This window comes from Chryseobacterium contaminans, from assembly GCF_001684955.1.
GTDB classification, from domain to species: Bacteria; Bacteroidota; Bacteroidia; order Flavobacteriales; family Weeksellaceae; genus Chryseobacterium; species Chryseobacterium contaminans.
On sequence record NZ_MAYF01000057.1, the window covers coordinates 43,901 to 62,499 of the forward strand.

The window sequence follows — 18,599 nt, forward strand, 5'->3', positions numbered from 1 at the left end:
GGGAATCTACCTGATCGTAAGCCGTACTAATACCTAAGAAATGAAAACAAAAATTATCCCCAGAACAATATTTTTTTCCTCAAGCCGTGCGTTAAAATTTTTATTTTTATTCTTCTTTAGTACAGGATTTTGTCTGGGCCAAAGCCGTGATGAACTTTTAAAGACAAAACTAGACTCTGCTTTTTCAAATATTTTTAATGCAAACGGGCCTGGAGGCAGTATATTAATACAGCAAGGTAGTAAAACGCTATATGAAAACTCATTTGGTCTTGCAGATCTTAAAACAAAGGAAAAGTTTACAACCAAAACGGTTTCAAACCTAGGTTCTATTTCCAAGACCTTTGTTTCTTACGGCATTTTAATACTCCAAAAAATAAATAAACTTTCCGTCAATGACAATCTGTTGAAATTTTTTCCGGATTTTAAAGTTAAAAAAATAGCGAATGCCGTTAAGCTTCATCATCTTCTTACACATACTTCAGGTCTTCCAGATCTTAGACATGTTGAAAAAGATAGTATTTATTATCTTACGGCAAAAGATGAAGAAAATTTCAGTCCTTTAAAACAGACTGACTCCTTAGAGTTTGAACCAGGAAGTAAATTTAATTATTCCAATCCTGCTTATAACGGATTAGCATTGGTTATTGAAAAAGCAAGCTATATGAAATGGCAGCATTTTATTGCAGAAAATATATTCAAGCCTTCCGGAATGAATAACAGCATAATAACAGATGGTAATTTCCCTGATAAAAATGTAGCTCATGGTTATATCCTTAGAGATAAAGTATATCAGGAATATGATTATGGTGAATATCCGACATTTGCAGCTGCTGGTAACGGAGGAGTATGGAGCTCTGTTGAGGATTTAAAAAAATACATTTCAGCAATTCAGGAGTGTAAATTTACAAGCTGTACCATTATTAAAGAATCTGAAACAGTTTATAATCCCATAAACTGGAGTAGTGAGAAACCAGCAGATCATACCGGGACATGGTTTGTTCACAATGGTTTTTATTCAGGTATAAAAACAGAGGAACATGTCAAAGTAATAGAACATGCAGGGGATCAAGGCGGTTTTAAATCTCATTTGCTGATGATTCCTGATAAAAACATATCCATTATCTGGCTTACCAATAATAATCAATTCATTACCGGACACATTAGAAGAATACTGCTTCAATTGAAATATATTGATTAAAATTAAAAACGTCTTTCTCCTCAGCTGAAAGACGTTTTTTCAATATCTTTTTAGAACAATTATTTTGCAGGAACGCTGCTGAAATTAAGGGCTACTTTAATATTCATATCTGAAGAAGTCTGATTCTTCAACTCATACACTGTTCTTACGGTAAGTCCTGAGCTTTTTACAATGCTATCCAAGAACCCTGTATCATTCAAATCCAAACTTATACTGGATGAATTGGTAGAAATGTTAAAGCGGGATGCGATCAGCCTCTCTCCTGTTCCGCAGAATGAAACATATATTTTAATGGTTTTAAACGCCCTTCAATTGATATCCAAAGTGATGAACAAAAAGAACCTATTCAGGCTATCTAAAAACAAAAAATTCTTTTCAGCAAACTGAGAGGGATTTTTTTATAAAAATGATTACAAACCCTTTATATCAAGACAAAAAAAGTGCAATTAAAAAATAAACTCACAAAAACGTGATTTGTTTTCATTTTATTATTATTTTTGATATTATTCAAACTAATTCACAACCACTTAACAAAAATAATATGAAAACAAAAATCAAACTCCTTCCTCTATTGGTGTTCTGTTTCTTCCTTTCATTCGGACAATCTCTATCGGACCGCAGTGCTCCCAAAAATGACCTGATCTATGTATGTTTTTCAAAAGGAATTTCTTCAGAAAAAGATGCACTCAGCAAAAATCCGGAACTGGAAAGATTTACCAGAGAAAATGGAATTTCATTCACTTATGATCTGGGTTTCAACAATGAAAAAATTAATGAAATGATTGCCAGCAGCAAACGAAACGGAAACTCCGGCGAATCTGTTCTAAAGCTGAAAAGAATATTTAGAGCCAGTGTTCCTGTACAGGACGGTGATTCTTTTCAAAGAGTTACCCAAACTCTTGAAAAATTTCCTGAAATAGAGTATGTTTCCGTAATGAGCAGTACACCGGTTGAGCCACCTTTGGTTAATATGTTTGTAGCAACTCCCGATCTGGAAAGTGTGCAGACTTATCTTAATGACAACCCTGGAATTAATGCAAAATATGCCTGGTCAAGAGGGATTACCGGACAAAACATCCGTATCCGTGATGTTGAATATGGTTTCTATAAAACACACGAAATGTTAGCCAATCAGAATTCTATTCAATTGGAACCAGGCTATTCTCCCAATTCAGGATTAGCCAATAATAATTACAGAGATCACGGTACAGCCGTGGTAAGTATTTTAGGGTCTGTAAAAGATAATATCGGGCTTACCGGTGCTGTTTATAGCGCTTCAGAGATCAAAGGATACATGGAATGGACGACTGTTGGATATAACAGAGCAGCAGCAGTAAGCAGATCCATCAATGCCTCACAGGCCGGAGATATTATTTTATATGAAATGCAAACCGGTGGAAAAGACGGTCAATATTGCCCTGCTGAATACGACAGTGTGATCTGGGACCTTACAAAAGCTGCTACAGATTCAGGAATTATCATCATCGCTGCGGCAGGAAACGGCAACCAGGATCTTGATGATCCTTTTTATGCAACTTACAGAGCCAGAGGAAACAGTGGTGCAATTATCGTAGGTGCGGGAACACCCAATACTACTCATTCAAAACAAAGCTTCAGTACGTATGGAAGCAGAGTGGATGTACAGGGATGGGGAAGCAGTGTTCTAGCTGCAGGATATGGATCATATGCAAAGTATGATAATGATAATAACAGGACCTATAATTATTTCAGCGGAACAAGTTCGGCCACCCCAACTGTAGCTTCTGCAGCAGTACTGATCCAGTCTTTTTACCGCCAGACTACAGGGCAGAATTTAACTCCGGCTGCAATGAGAAATCTTTTGGTCTCTACAGGAATTCCACAGGGAGGTACTGATGTGAATAAAAAAATCGGTCCGCTTCCGAATGTGAGAAATGCTATTTTACAGCTTGAAGGTAAATCTACAATTTCTGCTAAAGCGTTACCGGCACTTGAGGTGAAAGTTTACCCAAATCCGTCCAATAATTATATTGCTATTCAAAATACTGAAAATAAAAAAATGGATATTGAAGTTATCAATATGAATGGAAGATCTGTAATAAAAGCCGGTGTTTCTTCAGACGAAAAAATTAATATTTCGGACCTTCCGGTTGGTCAGTATATCATCAATATCAATGAAGGATCAAGAAGGGTTGTGGAGAAATTCACCAAGCTATAGAATAAACAAAAACTCCTTTCAGCAAATGAAAGGAGTTTTTATTTTAAGTTTTATAAATTTATTTTGCAGGAACGCTGCTGAAATTAAGAGCTACTTTAATATTCATATCTGAAGAAGTCTGATTTTTCAATTCATAAACTGTTCTTACAGTAAGCCCGGAGCTTTTTACAATATTGTCAAGGAATCCTGTATCATTCAGATCCAAACTCATACTTGATGAATTGGTAGAGATATTGGAGCGGGATGCTATTAACCTCTCCCCTGTTCCGCTTGATGAAACATAGATCTTAATAGTTTTAAACGCACTCAAATTGCCTCCTGAAGGAGATGCAACAGAAATTTTTGCATCAGAGATTCTTACGTCTTTAATCAGGGCATTATTATTACCTCCAAACCAGGTTTGTACATTGGTAGCCGTTGCTGTGGAAGAAACTTCTTTATCAGCCGGTACTCCGGTGGAAACTAAAACATTCGTTGTATAGGGAAATGTATTCTGAACCAGCGATTGTACGGTTCCGCAACTTACAAGTACAGCTGAAGCGGCCATTGCTGTTAGAACGATATTTTTCATAATTTATAAATTTAAATTTTCAGATTTTAATTTGCAGAAACTGTACCAAATTGATTTACTATTACTCAATACTTACTGTAAAGTGCCCTTTCGTATTTCCTGATGCCATATTGCTTTTCCCGATAATCAGCCATACTTCTCCATTTTCAGGAATCTTATAGGAAAGTTCTCTGCCAAAAGGCCCATCATAGTCTCCATTAGGAAGTTTTATCTGATTGAATCTGATATTAAAATCTGTCTCTTTAGTTGAAATCTTTGCTTTGATATCAGACTTCTCAAAATTGGTAAGCTTTAAAACCAGTTCCTGACCATCATTTTTGAATTCTTCTCCTATCGTAAAAGGAAGCTGGGAAGCATCTGCTGTTCTTACAATCTGCCCTTCCTTTTCATTTCTCATTACGCCTTTACGCAAAACTTCTTTAGTAGCAGAGGCATTGTTAATAATTGAATCTTTCTTTTTCAGTGCAACAGAATCTGTTTTATAGACAGAATCCGGCATTTCTGTTACAATAGCCGAATCCTTTTGAGATACATCTGTTACAGCAGGATCTTTTTTACATGAAATAATAATCAAAGGAATTAACAATAAGCTTTTTTTCATAATAATTAATTTTGAGGAAGTGAAAAAGATGGAAGCCGGAGGCTGGGAGATGGAAGTTCTTGTAGTTTTCCATATTTATAAAAGCCTTGTTTCATCAAAAGTTATCAATGCTAAACTTCCATTTTCAACATCATCCTGGTTAATCAGTCCTTTTTAAATGCTAAAATTGTTCCAACTCTTTTTAATAATCTATATTTTCAGACCGCACATGCTTTTCATTGTTATTTCTAATCAGTTTAAAAGTGAAATACATAAAATTGAGCATAATTCCCATTAAAAGGGTAACGCCCCAGGTTTTTGTATATTCCAGAGGATAGATGAACCGTACTACAATATCATTGAATAACCCAAAAGGATTGTTCAGAATATCCCAGCTATTCCATCTCAGGAATCTCCCCAGATACACTCCGAAACTGCTCATAAAAAGAAAGAGGACCACAATTCCATTAATAGTTCTTTCATTACTATAACCAGACAGAAGTTTTTCAATATCAATAAGACTTAAAAAGCCACAGATCAGCCCAGTCCATGCATAGGAAAGGATTACAATCAGATCATACCAGATAGGAATTGTATTTCTTACTTTTAAATGGAAAAGATCAGTCAGGATGTAAGGTGAATTGGGAAAAAATAAAATCCAGACAATCATAATCATGGCTATGGATAATTTACTTTTAATATGGAATGCCATAATAATACTGCTCAGCCATAAAGGAACCCAGGCCAGAAACAGATTCCAGTTCAAGAAAAAAAACACTTTTGTTTCAGTGATATAATATCTGAAAAGAGAAAGACTGATACAAAATAAGGTCATGAATACCAATAATATATTCATTTTAAATCTTGGAGATTCCATCAACTTTTTCATGGTGTTTCCTTATTATTATTTGATAGTTTGGTAATAGATAATCTTTGAAAGGAAAGTTTTTGACTTTTCTGCTTTAATTTTATTCTGAAGATCTCTTTTAAGCTTTTGATCGTTCTTTTCATCTGCATATTTCATCAAACTTTTCTCACTAAAATTAATTGAGCCAAAATGATAATTAACAGCAAAATCTTTACGTTTCATATTCTGTGAAGTAATAAAACCTCCCCAGTTGATATAGCTGCATATCAGAATTGTTCCATAAAAGTACCACACCATGCTATTGAACAGGAAGGCATTTCTTTTCTGTCTTTGAATTTTAATAAAAGTTAAACCAAGGCCCACGAGAGATAAAATAAGGAAAGCAAAAACACCCAATCTTTTGTATGTAAAGGCATAGCTGACAATATATTCATAGTTTTTGGCGGCTGCAGACAGGATAAGAACAGCATTCAAAACAATCCACACTTTAGCTAAAATTTTCAGCAACTTTGCTTTTGGATCAAAATTAAATCCTGATTTAAAGTAAAACATAATTACCAGAATTGCCATAATAATAGACATTATAACAGCATTGACACGCTCATGGGTTTCTTCCGAAAGCTGAACAGGTGTTTTTGAGACTTCATAAAACTGTTCATAATTGTAAGTAATTATGAAAAAGACCAGCAAAATATTCAGGCAAAAGAAAGATACTATTCCACTCATTCTTTCAGCATCCAGATCAAGGAATGAATAAGTTGCTTTAGGTTCCTGAGCATTTTTCTGGAAGTCGTTATCCAAATAGTAATGATTTTTGTAAATCAGTTTTTCAATGGCATAATTCCAAAAATTGAATGCGATAAAAAATCCTAAAATAGAGAGACAGAAAATCTGCCAGAGATTGAGATCCAATTCATACTCTGTGAAAAGAGCGGCAAAATGGTCGCTCCCAACTGCATAAATTCCAAAGAAAGCGGAGATAAGAATGAATGGAATGAGTACAAAAGCCATAATCTTCTGCCACATTCCCGGAACATTTCTCTGAGGCAGCCATTTATCAAACATAAAAATCCTGCAAATTGAGGTAAGAACATTTGTTATAAAAACAGGAATCAGAAAGAGTATCTTCATTTTCCTGTTCCTTGATTTATAGGCCAGCAAAAGAAGTGAAGTTGCTACTGCCAGAAATGATGGGAAATCTCCATACCATGCAAATGCAATCCCAGAGAGGATGCTTGTCACTGTAAGGATATAAAATGTTCTGGTTTTATTTCTTTCAGGAGTTTTGAAGAAATTCAGAATGGTGTAAATGATTCCAAGGATTCCAAGATTCAGCCCCATATCCTGATCATAAAAAAGGCCTACAAACAGAGCGGTTGTGAGAAATATATAGTGATGTGTTTTCATAAAGCATTAAGTTTAAAAGTTGAGTTAATAAAAATTGAAAATGACCAGAAGATAGAGTATAGCAATAGGAATATTGGCCAATAAAAGGAGAACTGAGTTTCCTGAGTCTTTTCTTTCGGAAATATCCGTCAAGAAAACGAGCAATTCACATACAAGCACTGTTACATTCACAAGTATTGCAAAGATGACATACATAAATCCATAAATCAGTAAAAGATCATTTCCGGTAATAAGAAATAATAAGAACAGAAATGTTCCCACACCCAATGAAATAAGAAAAGTATATTTCCCGGCAGTACTGAATTTTATATTTTCCATATTCGTAATTTTTAATGTAAAACAACCGGTTCTTTCTGCTGGATAAAGTCTTTCAGGTGTTCAAAGTTTTGCCATAATAATCCTTCAAAGTCCCACTCATAAAAAGCTCTCATATTCTGCCCTTTGCGGTATGCGTTAAGGTAGGTTTTCATATATTCCGGAAGGATGAGAGTACCTAATACGATTGCTGCCAAAAGATGGGCATTAAGTTTCCCGTTTCCCAGCAGAAGATATTGCATCGCAATTTCATCTTCGAAATTGGTTCCAAAATCGGTAATCAGGTGATGGACATCGTGGTTTTCCATTTTGGGAATCATTGAAAACCCGTGCTTATGGTAGAATTCCCCCAGTTTTCTTCCCAGCGAATCTTCCCTGAACTCCAACAGCTGTCTTTCATTGAACTGCCACTGTCTTTTTTTCTTTTTAAAGTATTTCCTGTAGAGCTTTTGAGTTTTATTGTACACAAAAAGCAGAAACTGAACGCGTATTTTTTTCATAGTGCTATGTATTTTAAAAAACAAGATCCCATCCTATGATGGCATAAAGAATAGCAAAGGGTATATTAATGATAAGATATCCTGCTGACTGAAAACAAGGTTTACGTTTCTTCTTATTGGTCAATCCATACAGCATGAGACCTGCTAAAAGAAGGAGGTTAAAAACTGCACCGTAAGTAACCAGCAAAAAACCTACGTCTGCAAAGTTGAAATCTTTAGTTAAAACATACCCAAAAAGGCAGATGTTTCCTGTAAGGAAAAACACTCCAAATACAGCTTTTCCTAAGTTTAAAATATTTCTTTCTGACATTGTTTGAATAGTTTAATTAAATAATTTGCTACCTATTACAGTATATAGAATTGCAATGGGAATATTGATTGAGAGTATACCAATAGCCTTTAAACAGTTTAAAAATTTCGGACGATATACTATACCGTAAATCAAAAAAGATAATACACACAACAGATTTGCCGGCACTCCGAAATAAATCAGCATATAGCCTGCCCCAGCAAATACTTCATCTCTGGTTATTACTCCTCCTAAAAGGAAGATTGTTCCCAGTATAAAAAATACTCCAAATATGGATTTTCCAAGGTTGATGATTTCATTGTTTTTCATTTAATTAATTTTTTTAAGCTTGAGTTAAAGTAAAGACAGTGATTTCCGGACGTACCATAAATCTTATTTGAAAAGAATGCCCGAGGGCACGATTGACATATAACATTCTTCCATCTTTCAGATCAATCTCTCCGGATATATATTGTTTATTTTTTACAGGAAGTATGGGTGTTATCACTCCCGGAATTCTGCATTGCCCTCCATGAGTGTGCCCACTCAGAATCCAGCCTTGATATCCGTTCCATATATCAAGATCACAAGCATCGGGGTTGTGACAAAGCACAATATTGGCCTTTGAGGGATCATATTCTTCCATCACTTTTGAAGGCCGAAAGTGAGTGGACCATAAATCTTCAAATCCAATAAAATTTAAACCATGACTTTCCTCCTGGCTATTCCTGAGCATTTTAATTCCTAAACTGCTGAGTGTATTGCATACTCTTTCCGAACATTCAGTATCATTCCAGTTTTCTCCGTAGTCATGGTTTCCTAAAATCCCAAAGGTTGCAGAAGCACCCAGAACACAGTTTTGCATTACTTTTTTTAAATCTTCTTGCTCCTGGGGAATTCCATGATTAACGAAATCTCCTGTGTAGACTACAAAATCCGGTTTATATTGTTTGGCTTTTTGAAAAGAATCAATTAAAAAATTCCAGTCGAACCTAGCTCCTACATGTAAATCGGAAATCTGCATCAGTATTTTCCCATCCAGAGCTTTAGGTAAGTTTTTCACAGGAAGTTTTCTTTGGACAAATTCAACCCAAAATGGTTCTACCTGCCAGGAATATAATCCTGGAAAAGCAGCTAAAACTGAAATTTGTAAAATCTTTTTTAAAAATGTTTTTCTATCCATTTTCATTTGTTTTAAAACAAAGAACTTTGAATTACAAAGTTAAAATTCAAAAAAATATAAGACTAGCGTCCCAATAGTTTTTCAAGAGCATCCAAATGATCTGTAAAAGCCTGTCTTCCACTTTGGGTAACGCGGTAAGAAGTTTTAGGCTTCTTCCCTACAAACTCTTTTTTCACCTCAATGTATCCTACTTTTTCAAGGGCATTGCTGTGGCTGGCAAGATTTCCGTCCGTAATTTCCAACAATCCCTTCATTTCAGAGAAATCAACCCAGTCGTTTACCATAAGAACGGACATAATACCCAGTCTTACACGACTTTCAAATTCTTTATTGAGTTGACTAATTTTGATCATAATAGGTAATAGGCTGCAGCTATCAGGTCGCTGCCTGTAAAGAATAGCACCTAAGGAACTGCAAATTTAAGTTTTTATTTATACTTTTTATGCATGATAAGTCCATAAACTATATGCAAAACGCCAAAGCCAACAGCCCAGAAAAACAATCCCCAGCCCAGAAAGAACAGAGAAAATAATCCGAGGATAACTTCACAGTATCCAAGATATTTAACGTCTGGCAAAGTGTATCTTTCGGCACTTATTAAACCTAACCCATAGAAGACTAAAGTGGTAGGGGCAACCCAAACTACCAAATGATGTTCAATAAGGGCAGCACAAAAGATTCCACCAGCGGCTAAAGGGACTGCAAAGGTAGTTAAAAGTCGCTTTGTAGTGGCATCCCAGATCTTTAATCCTTTCTTTTTACTTTTATTGGCCGTAAAGATATATCCGCTGGAAACAGCAATCACCAGAACGATTAATCCAGTAATAATTAACTCCTGAACCAATTCCGGCGTAAAGCTAAGCCTTCCTCCATTAATGTATTCCATTTTTTTACTTTCCATGGCAAAATAGGCATAACCGGCACCTAAAAGTGCTACTATACCTGCCACAACTCCTGAGAGGCCGCTCAAAGAAATAAATCTGGAAGACCGCTCCATCATGGAACGGATATGAGACAAATCTTCGTGATAATTTTTCTTATCCATAAAAAGAACTTTGAATTACAAAGTTATAATTTATTTTGAATTTGCAAAAATATTTTTATTAAATGTTATAAATCTATTACTATTTCTCTCTTAATAGTAGACTTTATCAATTCCAATAAACAAAAAAACCGCTGAAATAATCAACGGTTTGGTATTTTGTATGGAATAAAAGCTATTTTACTCTCAATCGCTCTTTAATAGCTTCAATATTCTTCTTTGCAGAATCTTCTAAGATAAGGCTGGCGCTCATATGAATTCTTGCCGGCATCAGTTCATTAAAATGATCGGTTCCTTCCCATGAAACTTTTTTAATTAATGCTAAAGCATCACTGCTTCTTGATGCTAAAGTCTGTAAGAACTTCTCCAGTTTTTCATCCATTTCCTGGATGCTATCGGAAACTGAATGATATACATTATGCTGTTCTGCCCATTCAGCAGATCTGAAATCGGCATCTATAGCCATTGCTGAAAATTGTGATTTTCCGATCTTTCTTTCTACGTAAGGGCCAATTACGAAAGGTCCGATTCCTAAATTGATCTCTGTAAGCGCTAATGCAGAGTCTTTTGTTGCAAAACAGTAATCAGCACCGCAAGCAATACCTACTCCACCACCGGTTGTTTTTCCCTGAACTCTTACTACAACAATCTTTCCGCAGTTTCTCATCGCATTCAAAACTTTAGCAAAACCTCCAAAGAATTTTGTGGAGGCTTCAAGTTCTTCAATAGCCAGAAGTTCATCAAAGCTTGCTCCTGCACAGAAGGCTTTTTCTCCTTCGCTTTTTACTAAAATGGCCTTTACCTCATCTTTAGCTCCTTCATCTAAAATAGTCTGGGCCAGTTTTTCTAAAATAGCTCCTGGAAGGGAATTGCTTTTTGGGGTTCCGAAAGTAATTTCGGCAATATTATTTTTAATTTCTGATGCTACAAATTCGTTCATTTTAATTTTTATTGGATTCTTACAAAAATACTAAATACAAGGCTTTTGAAGAAACTTAATACAGACATTTTTTAGACTGAAATCAGGAAGGGAAAGGCTGAAAGTTACTATTGAACAATTAATTAATGATGGCACAGCATACAGTATAAGTTTTTACTATTAATGTGCACAATAAAACTCCTTGTACGTAGAAATACGGATTTTTCAATTTGGTATTTTCTACGCTAGTACTGCCTGTTTATTAGTTGTTCCTTTGACTAGGAAATAAAGACAATAACCGGCGGAATCTGAAAAGCCATCAACAGAGTAAGAAAATTAAAGGCTAAAAAATATTTATTATGGACGAATACATTGGAATCATTAAGTTATTTGCAGGAAATTTTGCACCTAGAGGATGGATGTTCTGTGACGGCAGGCTACTTAGTATCTCAAACTATTCAGCAGTATTTTCTATTTTAGGAACAACTTATGGTGGTGATGGAATAACAACATTTGCACTTCCTAATTTAAAAGGAAAAATGGCTTTGGGTGCGGGAAGCGTAAACACAAGTGAAAACTATCCGCTGGGCGTAGTTTCCGGAACTACACAAAATACATTACTGGCATCTAACCTTCCAAGTGTTGGAGCAGGGTTTCAGCTTAAAGTAGCGAATAAAAATGCCGATACATCTGCCCCTTCTGCCACTACATCTATCGCTATTACCGGAACACAGGTAGGAAGAGATTTCAATGTGGTTCCAAGTTTTGTTAATAACGTAAATCCTGATACCGCTATCAATAGCCAGAGTATCTCTTTTGTAGGACAAAACTTACCTCTGAATAATATGCCTCCTTATTTGGGGCTCAATTATATCATCTGTATTGAAGGGATTTATCCTCCAAGGGATTAAAAACATACAATAACCTAACATTTAAAAATAAAAATCATGAAAAGCACTACTATTTTTACAATTTGTAGTCTGCTCATTTCAATTTTTTCATTCGGGCAGACCAGTACAGAGCAATTTGAGACAGAATCAAATGGAAGTACAAGCTTCACTGATAATGGGGTTGTTTTCAACATCATCTCTCATGTAAGTGTTTTTGATATTCAAGGAAACTTTCCTGGAACAGGCTGGAACGGAACAGCCAATGACAACCGTTATATTGATAACTCTAATAATACTGAGTCTCCACCATCCTTCAGTATCAGAACAACTTCTAATTTATTTAAAGTAAACAGATTCTGGATGTTTCTTTCTTCGCTGAATCTTGACCTCAACGTACAAGGGTCTATTACTATAACCGGAAAACTGAGCGGAGTAACGAAATTTACCCAAACAAAAACAACCGGTTTTGCAACAAGTTTAGGGGCTACCAACGGATATACGTTGATCGATATGACTAACCTGAATGGTCAGAATTACTCTAATATTGTTATTGATGAGCTTCGTATTACTGCAAACGGAGGCTTCAGATATGTTGGATTTGATGCCTTCACATGGGTAAAAGACAGCAATATTGTCTTAGGTACTTCAGAAAACAAGATTTCAAAAAAAGAAGTAAGCATCTATCCTAATCCGACTAATGGCCCTCTTTCTATCGATTTAGAAAAAAACTCAGAGGTAAAAATTTACAGTACTGACGGAAGAATACTGAAAACAGTCCAGGCTCAAAAGGGTTCTAATGATATTAATATTTCAGAACTTCCGAAAGGAATTTACTTTATCAAAACAGCAACAGAGTCTGCTAAAGTTGTTAAAAACTAATATTTATAAGTTTCACATCCGATCTTGTTCCCATAAAGATTCTAATTCATGAAGACAAAATCCCTTGATTTTTATTAAGGGTTTTTGTTATTTATCTTTGAGGGCTACAATATATTTATCTATATACAACTGCTTCTCTTTTGATTTGTATTGCTGAATATACCGTGGATGTTCCAGAACAGTTATAGTATTGAAAAGTTGAGCTTCTTTATTAAGCTTTGAAATGAATTCTGCATTCTTTTTACCTAGGACAAAAACTTCTGAGGTATCCAGGTTCAGGCTGATATGCTTTTTCAATGACTCAATCATGAAATCCTTTACATCTTGGAAAAGTTCTTTATCATCATAATAATTGGCATTGAGCCAGCCATTTTTTGTTTTTCTCACGATGGCCAAAGGAAATGGTGAGTTGATGTAAATATCTTTATAAAACAAATCTGCGCCTCCATAGTCTTCAATCATATCATACATAAATACTGAGGAAACTTCGTGGGTATGGGCAGATTTCATTTTTATTCCGCAGACGCTTTCTAATCTTTTTGTATCGGTAAACGGTACACCTGTTACCCCTGCTCCATGGCGGCTGGGATTGATCCCTACCAGGAATTTTCTTTTGTTGGAATCGTTATAATATTTATGATAAAACCTTTGCATTACCTGCATCGTCTCCGGATTATCCAGATACGGATTCAAAACTTCAAAGCCATCTTGAAGGCTTCCTGAATAGGATAAGTTTTTGTTAAAATCAATAACCTGATCTGCAAAAGTTTTATTCATAGGTAAATTTATTTTAGAAAAACGAAACGATCCGGTTAACCTGGCATTTCATCATCTTCATCCTCCTCATCTTCATCATATTCTGACAATTCTAATTCAATATCTATAAAATGAATATACAATCCGCATAACCGGTCATTCTCATCATACGCAAAATAAACAGGATATACTCCGTCTCCTACTCCGCTTGCAAATATTGGAATATGATATTCTGTATTAGGAACTGTCCAATTGATCCAGTCTCCCAGATCTCTCTGATTTCTCGGATTCTCTTTATAACTTTTAGCAAATAGTTCTGCAAAGTAATCATCATAAATATTCTCCACATCCAGTTCTTCAATAAATTTTTCCACATGAGGAACCACTTCAGGGTCGGTAATGCATGCTAAACCAGCATCTACATTGAATCCAAAAAAAGCGTCTTCATTAGCATCGTCAATATTTTCAATACCTATTAATGCTTCCCTGTAAAGAACAGGTTTTTCTTTTGTAAACTCTACTTTTGCAGCGGCATATCGATCTCCCCAATCTTCCAGCTTTACTACCGCAATAGTTACCGGAAAATTTCCTTTGGGAACCTCAACAAAGAAAGGCTGCTCTTTCTGATTCAGATATACCAGAGGATCTCTTACGATGACTTTTCCTGATGGAAGGGAAACGTTACCAATTTCCATTGTTTCCATCTTCTGCTCCATAATTTCATCCGAGGTAAAATAGGTTTCAATATCTACAGGAGATACCAGTTTGTCTTTTACCTCTTCCCATTTTTGCATCCAACTTTCGTTCATTATTGTTTGTTTTATATGTCCATTTTAAGCTTGAAAATAACGAATAAATATAATGCTAACCAATATGAGTGAGGGTTTTAACAAAAGATTATTACAACAAAGCAGCAAATCTGATGAAATGCTGCTTTACGTATTTTAAATTGTAAAGGTTAATTAAACTAAGAACTTGCACATATCACACATGCAGCTGCAAGGTCAGGCCATCTTCCAGGAATACAACAGACGCCCGGAGGACAAGAATGAGCAGTACAATTCCATATTGGTCCTGCTCCTTTAAGAGATCTCAATTCATTTCTTGAAAGTTTTTTAATGTTTTTCATAGCAATTAGTTTTGATATTCTCTCCTACTCTATATGCTTTTCGGATTTCGCCTATTAAAGTTAATTATTTTTAATAAAACCTAGTACAATAAACTGATATTATTCAAGTTTCCCTGCACTCTATAAAAAAACAGCAAATTATTTCTAAGATGCTGTTTTTTTATGTGTTTTTATTTTGAATTAAATCAATCCAAACTGTTCAAAATGGTGAGTAAAATGCTTTTTATGCATCAGTTCCCACATTTCTTTATTTAGTTTTCCGAATACGAAATTCATATGTTCTGCCTGTGGGTTTTCTTTATAATACACTACAAATCGTTTCAGATTATCTATGAAAGACTGTTTTGCAGCATCCAGATTCTTATGGATCAATTCCGGAAGTGAACCATCCTGCGGTAAAAACGGAGCTGTAAAGTCCTTCGGCATTGCTCTGTGATTGTAAAGGGAATCCTGCCATTTTTCAAGATGTTCTTCAGGAGTGAAGCATTTGTCTGCTTCCGGTTCTCCTAAACTTACCAACACTCCTTGTTCTAAGTGCTCAATCATTTGCTGTGGAGACATTTTACCCCAAAGTGCAGGAGTGCTTTCCGTTAATCCACTTAAAATTTTCTGAACATTCTTCACACTAAGATCGATGAAAGGAGACTGTTTTGCTACCAAAGTTAAAATAGTAGCAACGCAAACCACCTCATCTCTTTGGTTTACTACTTCTACCAACCATTTTACCACTCCTGAAGGTATATTTCTTCCTTTTACCCCTCTGTTGATCTTTTCTTTCGCTGTTAAATAAACCGTAATGGTATCACCCGCATATACAGGCTTGAAGAAACTGCATTCTTCCAGTCCATAATTCGCGATAACAGGTCCTTTTTTACCCGAAACAAATAATCCTGCTGCTGCTGAAAGGATAAAGTATCCGTGAGCAACTGTTTTATCGAAAATAGTTCCTGTTAAGCTTGTAGCATCAGTATGGGCATAGAAATGATCCCATGAAACGTTTGAGAAGTTTACAATATCTGCTTCAGTAACAGTTCTTCCTGCTGTTTCTAAGGAATCTCCAACCTCAACTTCTTCAAAATATTTCTGGAAAGGATGCTTATCTGAGAATTTTTTCTCTGCTCCCTGCTGATAAATTTTAGTAATCGCTTTCAATACATCCGGAGAGCCCTGAATAGCTGTTTTCTGTAGGAAGAAATGAAGACCGCTCAAACCGCCCATTTCCTCACCGCCTCCTGCTCTACCAGGTCCTCCATGCATTAATGTTGGAAGTGGTGAACCATGGCCCGTACTTTCTTTAGCATTATCTCGGTTCAGAACAAAAATTCTTCCGTGCTGAGAAGCCATTTTCCATGAAGTTTCTGCAATAAAGTTTTCATCGTGAGAGACGATAGATCCCACCAAACTTCCTTTTCCTCTTTTTGCCAGTGCAGCAGCTTCTTCGGCATCTTTGTATGGCATTAATGTAGATACAGGACCGAACGCTTCTACATCGTGAGAAATATTCTTCTCGAAAGGCTTATCGTTCAGGAATAATTTAGGGCTCATAAATGCTCCGTTTTCATAGCTGGCATCTACAAGCTCATGTTTTCCGTCATACACAAGCTCTGTTTCTGATTTTAAGATATTTACTTTTCTTAAAACTTCTTCGTATTGCTGTCTTCCCACCAAAGATCCCATTCTGGTTTCTCTGCTTAATGGGTTTCCGATCTTTGTTTGATCTAACGCTTTAGATAAAGCATTCTGAACATCACCAATTAAATGTTCAGGAACAATAATTCTTCTGATCGCCGTACATTTCTGGCCCGCTTTTGTGGTCATTTCGTTACGAACTTCTTTGATGAATAAATCAAATTCCGGAGTTCCTGGTTTTGCTTCCAATCCAAGAATTGAACAGTTCAGGGAATCGGCTTCCATATTGAAACGAACGGCATTTCCAGCAACAGAAGGAAGTGATTTTAGTTTTCTTCCAGTAGTAGCCGAACCTGTAAACAGAACTGAATCTCCATCCTGAACATAATCCAGAATATTTCCTGGTTCTCCACAAACCAGCTGTACTGCACCTTCAGGTAAAACACCGCTTTCAATCATATCCTGGAATACTACATTCGTAAGGTAGGAACCAAAAGGTGATGGCTTCACGATAGATGGTACTCCTGCCAACAATGATGTGGATAACTTTTCCAGCATCCCCCAAACCGGGAAGTTGTAGGCATTGATCTGTACAGAAACGCCTTCGCTTGGTGTTAGAATGTGAGTTCCCAAATGAGTTCCGTTGGCAGAAATCTTCTGAGTATCTCCATCTACCCAAAACGGTGTGTTAGGAAGCATTCTCTTCGCTAATCCTGAATAGGTAAAGAAAGTTCCGAAACCTCCTTCAATATCTACCCATGAATCAACATGAGTTGCCCCTGTTTTGTATGATAACTCGTAATATTTTTTCTTTCTTTCTAACAGATAAAGCGCTACTTTTTTTAACATTTCTCCACGGTCGTAGAAAGTCATTGAAGATAGATTTTTATATCCTACCGTTCTACCGTAATCAAGAGCCTGTTCAAAGTTAAGACCTTCCGTATCGGAAACAGCTACCTGCTCTCCTGTTACAGCATTGTAAAGAGGGATTCCTGCTCCGGTTCCTTCTATCCATTGCCCGTAGATATAGTTTTTTAGTTTTTCCATATAATATTTAATTTAACAGTGTATCAATCTAACAGCTTACCAATAGATGCTTCGACTTCGCTCAGCATGACAGTAATTGCTACATTTTTACATTGGTATATTGTTACATTTATAATTATTTCGGTTCCTGATACGGAAACAGTTTCACCAGTCCTTCATATAAACTTCTGTGAAGAATGGTTGCATGATTATCTGTTTCCATCATTTTATATTCTACTGTCCAGTTTTTCTTTCCTGCTTTTTTCAAAACATCATAGAAAGCTTCTGCATCTTTTATCATCACAGGATGCTCTCCTTTTCCTACAGACACATAAACGAACTTTTTAGTATCCGCAGATTTTGAAAGCAATTGAGGGGCTTGTTTTAAAAGGCTTTCATCATCCCACCATAAACTTGGACTGATGATGAAATAATTGTTAAACATTTCTGGTTTCTTCAATAAAATCTCAGTTGCTAACAACCCTCCAAGAGATTGTCCAAACAGATACTTTTCTGTTGTTTTAAATTCACTTTCCACATAAGGTTTCAGTTCTTTTTCAAAAAAAGTGATAAACTTATCCGAATGTCCTGTTGTAGGATAATCTTTTTGAAGATCTTTTAAATCTGTATGAAATGTAAAGTCTCTCTTTCTGTCTATATTAGCAATTCCTACCACAATAGTTTCCGGCATGGAATACATCTGGTTAAAGAACTGCACCAGCCCTGTAACGTGGATAAAATCTTCATTCATACTTCCATCCAAAAGATAGATGACTGGGTAGGCTTTTGCTTTATCAAAATTTTGAGGAAGATAGATGTTTAATGTTCTTTCTTCATTCAATGCTTTGGACTTAATGGTCCTCACTTCTCCTATTGTAAGCGGTTTTGTAGTAACAGTCTGTGCTGATACTATAGAATTTACCGCAAACATCATACTGCATACAAGGGCAATTTTCTTAATCATATTTATTTTTTTGAAACCTAACAGGTTTTAAAAACCTGTTAGGTTTAGATTTTCACAATTATTCTAAATCCAAGTAATCATATTCAACATTTGAATGATGGTAACCCATAAAATCTTTTATTGTTTCAAAATAGTCTAGTATCGTTTTCCTATCCAATTTGCTTTCCTTTTCTAAACTTAAAAAAGATTGATAGGAAGAATATTTCCAATTTTCAATATTGTCGACAAAACCATGATGTACAGGATTGTTATGGATA

23 protein-coding genes and 1 pseudogene are annotated in these 18,599 nt (G+C 35.7%); 5 read left to right on the forward strand and 19 right to left on the reverse strand.

Annotated elements, in window-relative coordinates; translation table 11 throughout:
• The first annotated feature begins 40 nt into the window (after positions 1 to 40).
• Positions 41 to 1,198: a serine hydrolase domain-containing protein gene (locus BBH99_RS05055; RefSeq protein ID WP_083188751.1), complete on the forward strand. Its 1,158-nt coding sequence runs from the start codon at positions 41 to 43 to the stop codon at positions 1,196 to 1,198.
• 59 nt (positions 1,199 to 1,257) lie between these two features.
• Here the strand turns inward: BBH99_RS05055 and BBH99_RS22905 are convergent, their stop codons facing one another.
• Positions 1,258 to 1,380: a hypothetical protein gene (locus BBH99_RS22905; RefSeq protein ID WP_262487189.1), complete on the reverse strand. Its 123-nt coding sequence runs from the start codon at positions 1,378 to 1,380 to the stop codon at positions 1,258 to 1,260.
• Between the two features lie 359 nt (positions 1,381 to 1,739).
• Here BBH99_RS22905 and BBH99_RS05065 point away from each other — a divergent pair, with 359 nt between their 5' ends.
• Entirely contained in the window at positions 1,740 to 3,395 is a 1,656-nt protein-coding gene (locus BBH99_RS05065) for a S8/S53 family peptidase (protein ID WP_066692838.1), read from the forward strand.
• Between the two features lie 58 nt (positions 3,396 to 3,453).
• Here BBH99_RS05065 and BBH99_RS05070 read toward each other — a convergent pair whose 3' ends face one another.
• Together BBH99_RS05070 and BBH99_RS05075 are read right to left on the reverse strand one after the other, a co-directional pair.
• Positions 3,454 to 3,966 carry a hypothetical protein gene (locus BBH99_RS05070; protein ID WP_066692843.1) on the reverse strand — a complete coding sequence of 171 codons (513 nt, stop codon included), beginning with the start codon at positions 3,964 to 3,966 and terminating at the stop codon, positions 3,454 to 3,456.
• 61 nt (positions 3,967 to 4,027) lie between these two features.
• Positions 4,028 to 4,567, reverse strand: coding sequence for a hypothetical protein (locus BBH99_RS05075; RefSeq protein ID WP_066692845.1), 540 nt, complete (start codon positions 4,565 to 4,567; stop codon positions 4,028 to 4,030).
• A 19-nt stretch (positions 4,568 to 4,586) separates the two neighbouring features.
• Here BBH99_RS05075 and BBH99_RS22305 point away from each other — a divergent pair, with 19 nt between their 5' ends.
• On the forward strand, positions 4,587 to 4,724 hold the full coding sequence (locus BBH99_RS22305; protein WP_165601886.1) for a hypothetical protein: 138 nt from the start codon (positions 4,587 to 4,589) through the stop codon (positions 4,722 to 4,724).
• A 24-nt stretch (positions 4,725 to 4,748) separates the two neighbouring features.
• Here BBH99_RS22305 and BBH99_RS05080 read toward each other — a convergent pair whose 3' ends face one another.
• From BBH99_RS05080 to BBH99_RS05125, 10 genes are all read right to left on the reverse strand, one after another.
• On the reverse strand, positions 4,749 to 5,435 hold the full coding sequence (locus tag BBH99_RS05080; RefSeq protein ID WP_066692849.1) for a DUF1361 domain-containing protein: 687 nt from the start codon (positions 5,433 to 5,435) through the stop codon (positions 4,749 to 4,751).
• Between the two features lie 15 nt (positions 5,436 to 5,450).
• Positions 5,451 to 6,821, reverse strand: a complete 1,371-nt coding sequence (locus tag BBH99_RS05085) for a DUF4153 domain-containing protein (RefSeq protein ID WP_066692851.1) — start codon at positions 6,819 to 6,821, stop codon at positions 5,451 to 5,453.
• A gap of 24 nt (positions 6,822 to 6,845) precedes the next feature.
• Positions 6,846 to 7,139, reverse strand: coding sequence for a hypothetical protein (locus tag BBH99_RS05090; RefSeq protein ID WP_066692855.1), 294 nt, complete (start codon positions 7,137 to 7,139; stop codon positions 6,846 to 6,848).
• A gap of 11 nt (positions 7,140 to 7,150) precedes the next feature.
• Positions 7,151 to 7,636, reverse strand: a complete 486-nt coding sequence (locus BBH99_RS05095; protein ID WP_066692860.1) for a Coq4 family protein — start codon at positions 7,634 to 7,636, stop codon at positions 7,151 to 7,153.
• 13 nt (positions 7,637 to 7,649) lie between these two features.
• Positions 7,650 to 7,946: a hypothetical protein gene (locus BBH99_RS05100; RefSeq protein WP_066692863.1), complete on the reverse strand. Its 297-nt coding sequence runs from the start codon at positions 7,944 to 7,946 to the stop codon at positions 7,650 to 7,652.
• A 12-nt stretch (positions 7,947 to 7,958) separates the two neighbouring features.
• Complete coding sequence (locus BBH99_RS05105) at positions 7,959 to 8,255, reverse strand: hypothetical protein (RefSeq protein WP_066692868.1); 297 nt, start codon at positions 8,253 to 8,255, stop codon at positions 7,959 to 7,961.
• 13 nt (positions 8,256 to 8,268) lie between these two features.
• Positions 8,269 to 9,108 carry a metallophosphoesterase gene (locus BBH99_RS05110; RefSeq protein ID WP_066692913.1) on the reverse strand — a complete coding sequence of 280 codons (840 nt, stop codon included), beginning with the start codon at positions 9,106 to 9,108 and terminating at the stop codon, positions 8,269 to 8,271.
• Positions 9,109 to 9,170: 62 nt separating this feature from the next.
• Complete coding sequence (locus BBH99_RS05115; protein WP_045492574.1) at positions 9,171 to 9,461, reverse strand: winged helix-turn-helix domain-containing protein; 291 nt, start codon at positions 9,459 to 9,461, stop codon at positions 9,171 to 9,173.
• A gap of 74 nt (positions 9,462 to 9,535) precedes the next feature.
• The gene (locus tag BBH99_RS05120) at positions 9,536 to 10,153 is read right to left on the reverse strand and encodes a hypothetical protein (protein ID WP_066692870.1); all 618 of its coding nucleotides are present in this window, start codon (positions 10,151 to 10,153) and stop codon (positions 9,536 to 9,538) included.
• Between the two features lie 172 nt (positions 10,154 to 10,325).
• On the reverse strand, positions 10,326 to 11,090 hold the full coding sequence (locus tag BBH99_RS05125) for an enoyl-CoA hydratase/isomerase family protein (RefSeq protein WP_066692872.1): 765 nt from the start codon (positions 11,088 to 11,090) through the stop codon (positions 10,326 to 10,328).
• Positions 11,091 to 11,428: 338 nt separating this feature from the next.
• On the opposite strand from BBH99_RS05125, the gene BBH99_RS05130 reads away from it, so the two are divergent.
• Positions 11,429 to 11,980, forward strand: coding sequence for a phage tail protein (locus BBH99_RS05130; RefSeq protein ID WP_066692880.1), 552 nt, complete (start codon positions 11,429 to 11,431; stop codon positions 11,978 to 11,980).
• A gap of 36 nt (positions 11,981 to 12,016) precedes the next feature.
• On the forward strand, positions 12,017 to 12,838 hold the full coding sequence (locus BBH99_RS05135) for a T9SS type A sorting domain-containing protein (RefSeq protein WP_066692883.1): 822 nt from the start codon (positions 12,017 to 12,019) through the stop codon (positions 12,836 to 12,838).
• 87 nt (positions 12,839 to 12,925) lie between these two features.
• On the opposite strand, the gene BBH99_RS05140 is transcribed toward BBH99_RS05135, so the two are convergent.
• The 6 genes and pseudogenes from BBH99_RS05140 to BBH99_RS22700 form a co-directional block, all read right to left on the reverse strand.
• Positions 12,926 to 13,615: an SMUG2 DNA glycosylase family protein gene (locus tag BBH99_RS05140; RefSeq protein WP_066692890.1), complete on the reverse strand. Its 690-nt coding sequence runs from the start codon at positions 13,613 to 13,615 to the stop codon at positions 12,926 to 12,928.
• Between the two features lie 35 nt (positions 13,616 to 13,650).
• The gene (locus BBH99_RS05145) at positions 13,651 to 14,403 is read right to left on the reverse strand and encodes a DUF4241 domain-containing protein (RefSeq protein ID WP_066692892.1); all 753 of its coding nucleotides are present in this window, start codon (positions 14,401 to 14,403) and stop codon (positions 13,651 to 13,653) included.
• Between the two features lie 158 nt (positions 14,404 to 14,561).
• A complete protein-coding gene (locus tag BBH99_RS23140; protein ID WP_449384795.1) occupies positions 14,562 to 14,723 on the reverse strand; it encodes a bacteriocin-like protein in 162 nt (53 codons plus the stop codon).
• Positions 14,724 to 14,903: 180 nt separating this feature from the next.
• The gene (gene paaZ / locus BBH99_RS05150; RefSeq protein WP_066692894.1) at positions 14,904 to 17,399 is read right to left on the reverse strand and encodes a phenylacetic acid degradation bifunctional protein PaaZ; all 2,496 of its coding nucleotides are present in this window, start codon (positions 17,397 to 17,399) and stop codon (positions 14,904 to 14,906) included.
• A gap of 115 nt (positions 17,400 to 17,514) precedes the next feature.
• Positions 17,515 to 18,342 (reverse strand): alpha/beta hydrolase, encoded by an 828-nt coding sequence (locus tag BBH99_RS05155; RefSeq protein WP_066692896.1) that lies wholly within the window; start codon positions 18,340 to 18,342, stop codon positions 17,515 to 17,517.
• A gap of 58 nt (positions 18,343 to 18,400) precedes the next feature.
• Positions 18,401 to 18,599 (reverse strand): annotated as a pseudogene (locus BBH99_RS22700) (transposase); the annotation flags it as partial.

Excerpts from the sequence above, each read along its gene's own strand:
- BBH99_RS05105 (WP_066692868.1), bottom strand. The coding sequence starts at position 8,255 with ATGAAAAACAATGAAATCATCAACCTTGGAAAATCCATATTTGGAGTA.
- BBH99_RS05120 (WP_066692870.1), bottom strand. The coding sequence starts at position 10,153 with ATGGATAAGAAAAATTATCACGAAGATTTGTCTCATATCCGTTCCATG.
- BBH99_RS05140 (WP_066692890.1), bottom strand. The coding sequence starts at position 13,615 with ATGAATAAAACTTTTGCAGATCAGGTTATTGATTTTAACAAAAACTTA.
- BBH99_RS05085 (WP_066692851.1), bottom strand. The coding sequence starts at position 6,821 with ATGAAAACACATCACTATATATTTCTCACAACCGCTCTGTTTGTAGGC.
- BBH99_RS05090 (WP_066692855.1), bottom strand. The coding sequence starts at position 7,139 with ATGGAAAATATAAAATTCAGTACTGCCGGGAAATATACTTTTCTTATT.
- BBH99_RS05125 (WP_066692872.1), bottom strand. The coding sequence starts at position 11,090 with ATGAACGAATTTGTAGCATCAGAAATTAAAAATAATATTGCCGAAATT.
- BBH99_RS05135 (WP_066692883.1), top strand. The coding sequence starts at position 12,017 with ATGAAAAGCACTACTATTTTTACAATTTGTAGTCTGCTCATTTCAATT.
- BBH99_RS05145 (WP_066692892.1), bottom strand. The coding sequence starts at position 14,403 with ATGAACGAAAGTTGGATGCAAAAATGGGAAGAGGTAAAAGACAAACTG.
- BBH99_RS05095 (WP_066692860.1), bottom strand. The coding sequence starts at position 7,636 with ATGAAAAAAATACGCGTTCAGTTTCTGCTTTTTGTGTACAATAAAACT.
- BBH99_RS05155 (WP_066692896.1), bottom strand. The coding sequence starts at position 18,342 with ATGATTAAGAAAATTGCCCTTGTATGCAGTATGATGTTTGCGGTAAAT.
- BBH99_RS05115 (WP_045492574.1), bottom strand. The coding sequence starts at position 9,461 with ATGATCAAAATTAGTCAACTCAATAAAGAATTTGAAAGTCGTGTAAGA.
- paaZ (WP_066692894.1), bottom strand. The coding sequence starts at position 17,399 with ATGGAAAAACTAAAAAACTATATCTACGGGCAATGGATAGAAGGAACC.
- BBH99_RS05080 (WP_066692849.1), bottom strand. The coding sequence starts at position 5,435 with ATGAAAAAGTTGATGGAATCTCCAAGATTTAAAATGAATATATTATTG.
- BBH99_RS05070 (WP_066692843.1), bottom strand. The coding sequence starts at position 3,966 with ATGAAAAATATCGTTCTAACAGCAATGGCCGCTTCAGCTGTACTTGTA.
- BBH99_RS05130 (WP_066692880.1), top strand. The coding sequence starts at position 11,429 with ATGGACGAATACATTGGAATCATTAAGTTATTTGCAGGAAATTTTGCA.
- BBH99_RS05055 (WP_083188751.1), top strand. The coding sequence starts at position 41 with ATGAAAACAAAAATTATCCCCAGAACAATATTTTTTTCCTCAAGCCGT.
- BBH99_RS23140 (WP_449384795.1), bottom strand. The coding sequence starts at position 14,723 with ATGAAAAACATTAAAAAACTTTCAAGAAATGAATTGAGATCTCTTAAA.
- BBH99_RS05075 (WP_066692845.1), bottom strand. The coding sequence starts at position 4,567 with ATGAAAAAAAGCTTATTGTTAATTCCTTTGATTATTATTTCATGTAAA.
- BBH99_RS05110 (WP_066692913.1), bottom strand. The coding sequence starts at position 9,108 with ATGGATAGAAAAACATTTTTAAAAAAGATTTTACAAATTTCAGTTTTA.
- BBH99_RS05065 (WP_066692838.1), top strand. The coding sequence starts at position 1,740 with ATGAAAACAAAAATCAAACTCCTTCCTCTATTGGTGTTCTGTTTCTTC.
- BBH99_RS05100 (WP_066692863.1), bottom strand. The coding sequence starts at position 7,946 with ATGTCAGAAAGAAATATTTTAAACTTAGGAAAAGCTGTATTTGGAGTG.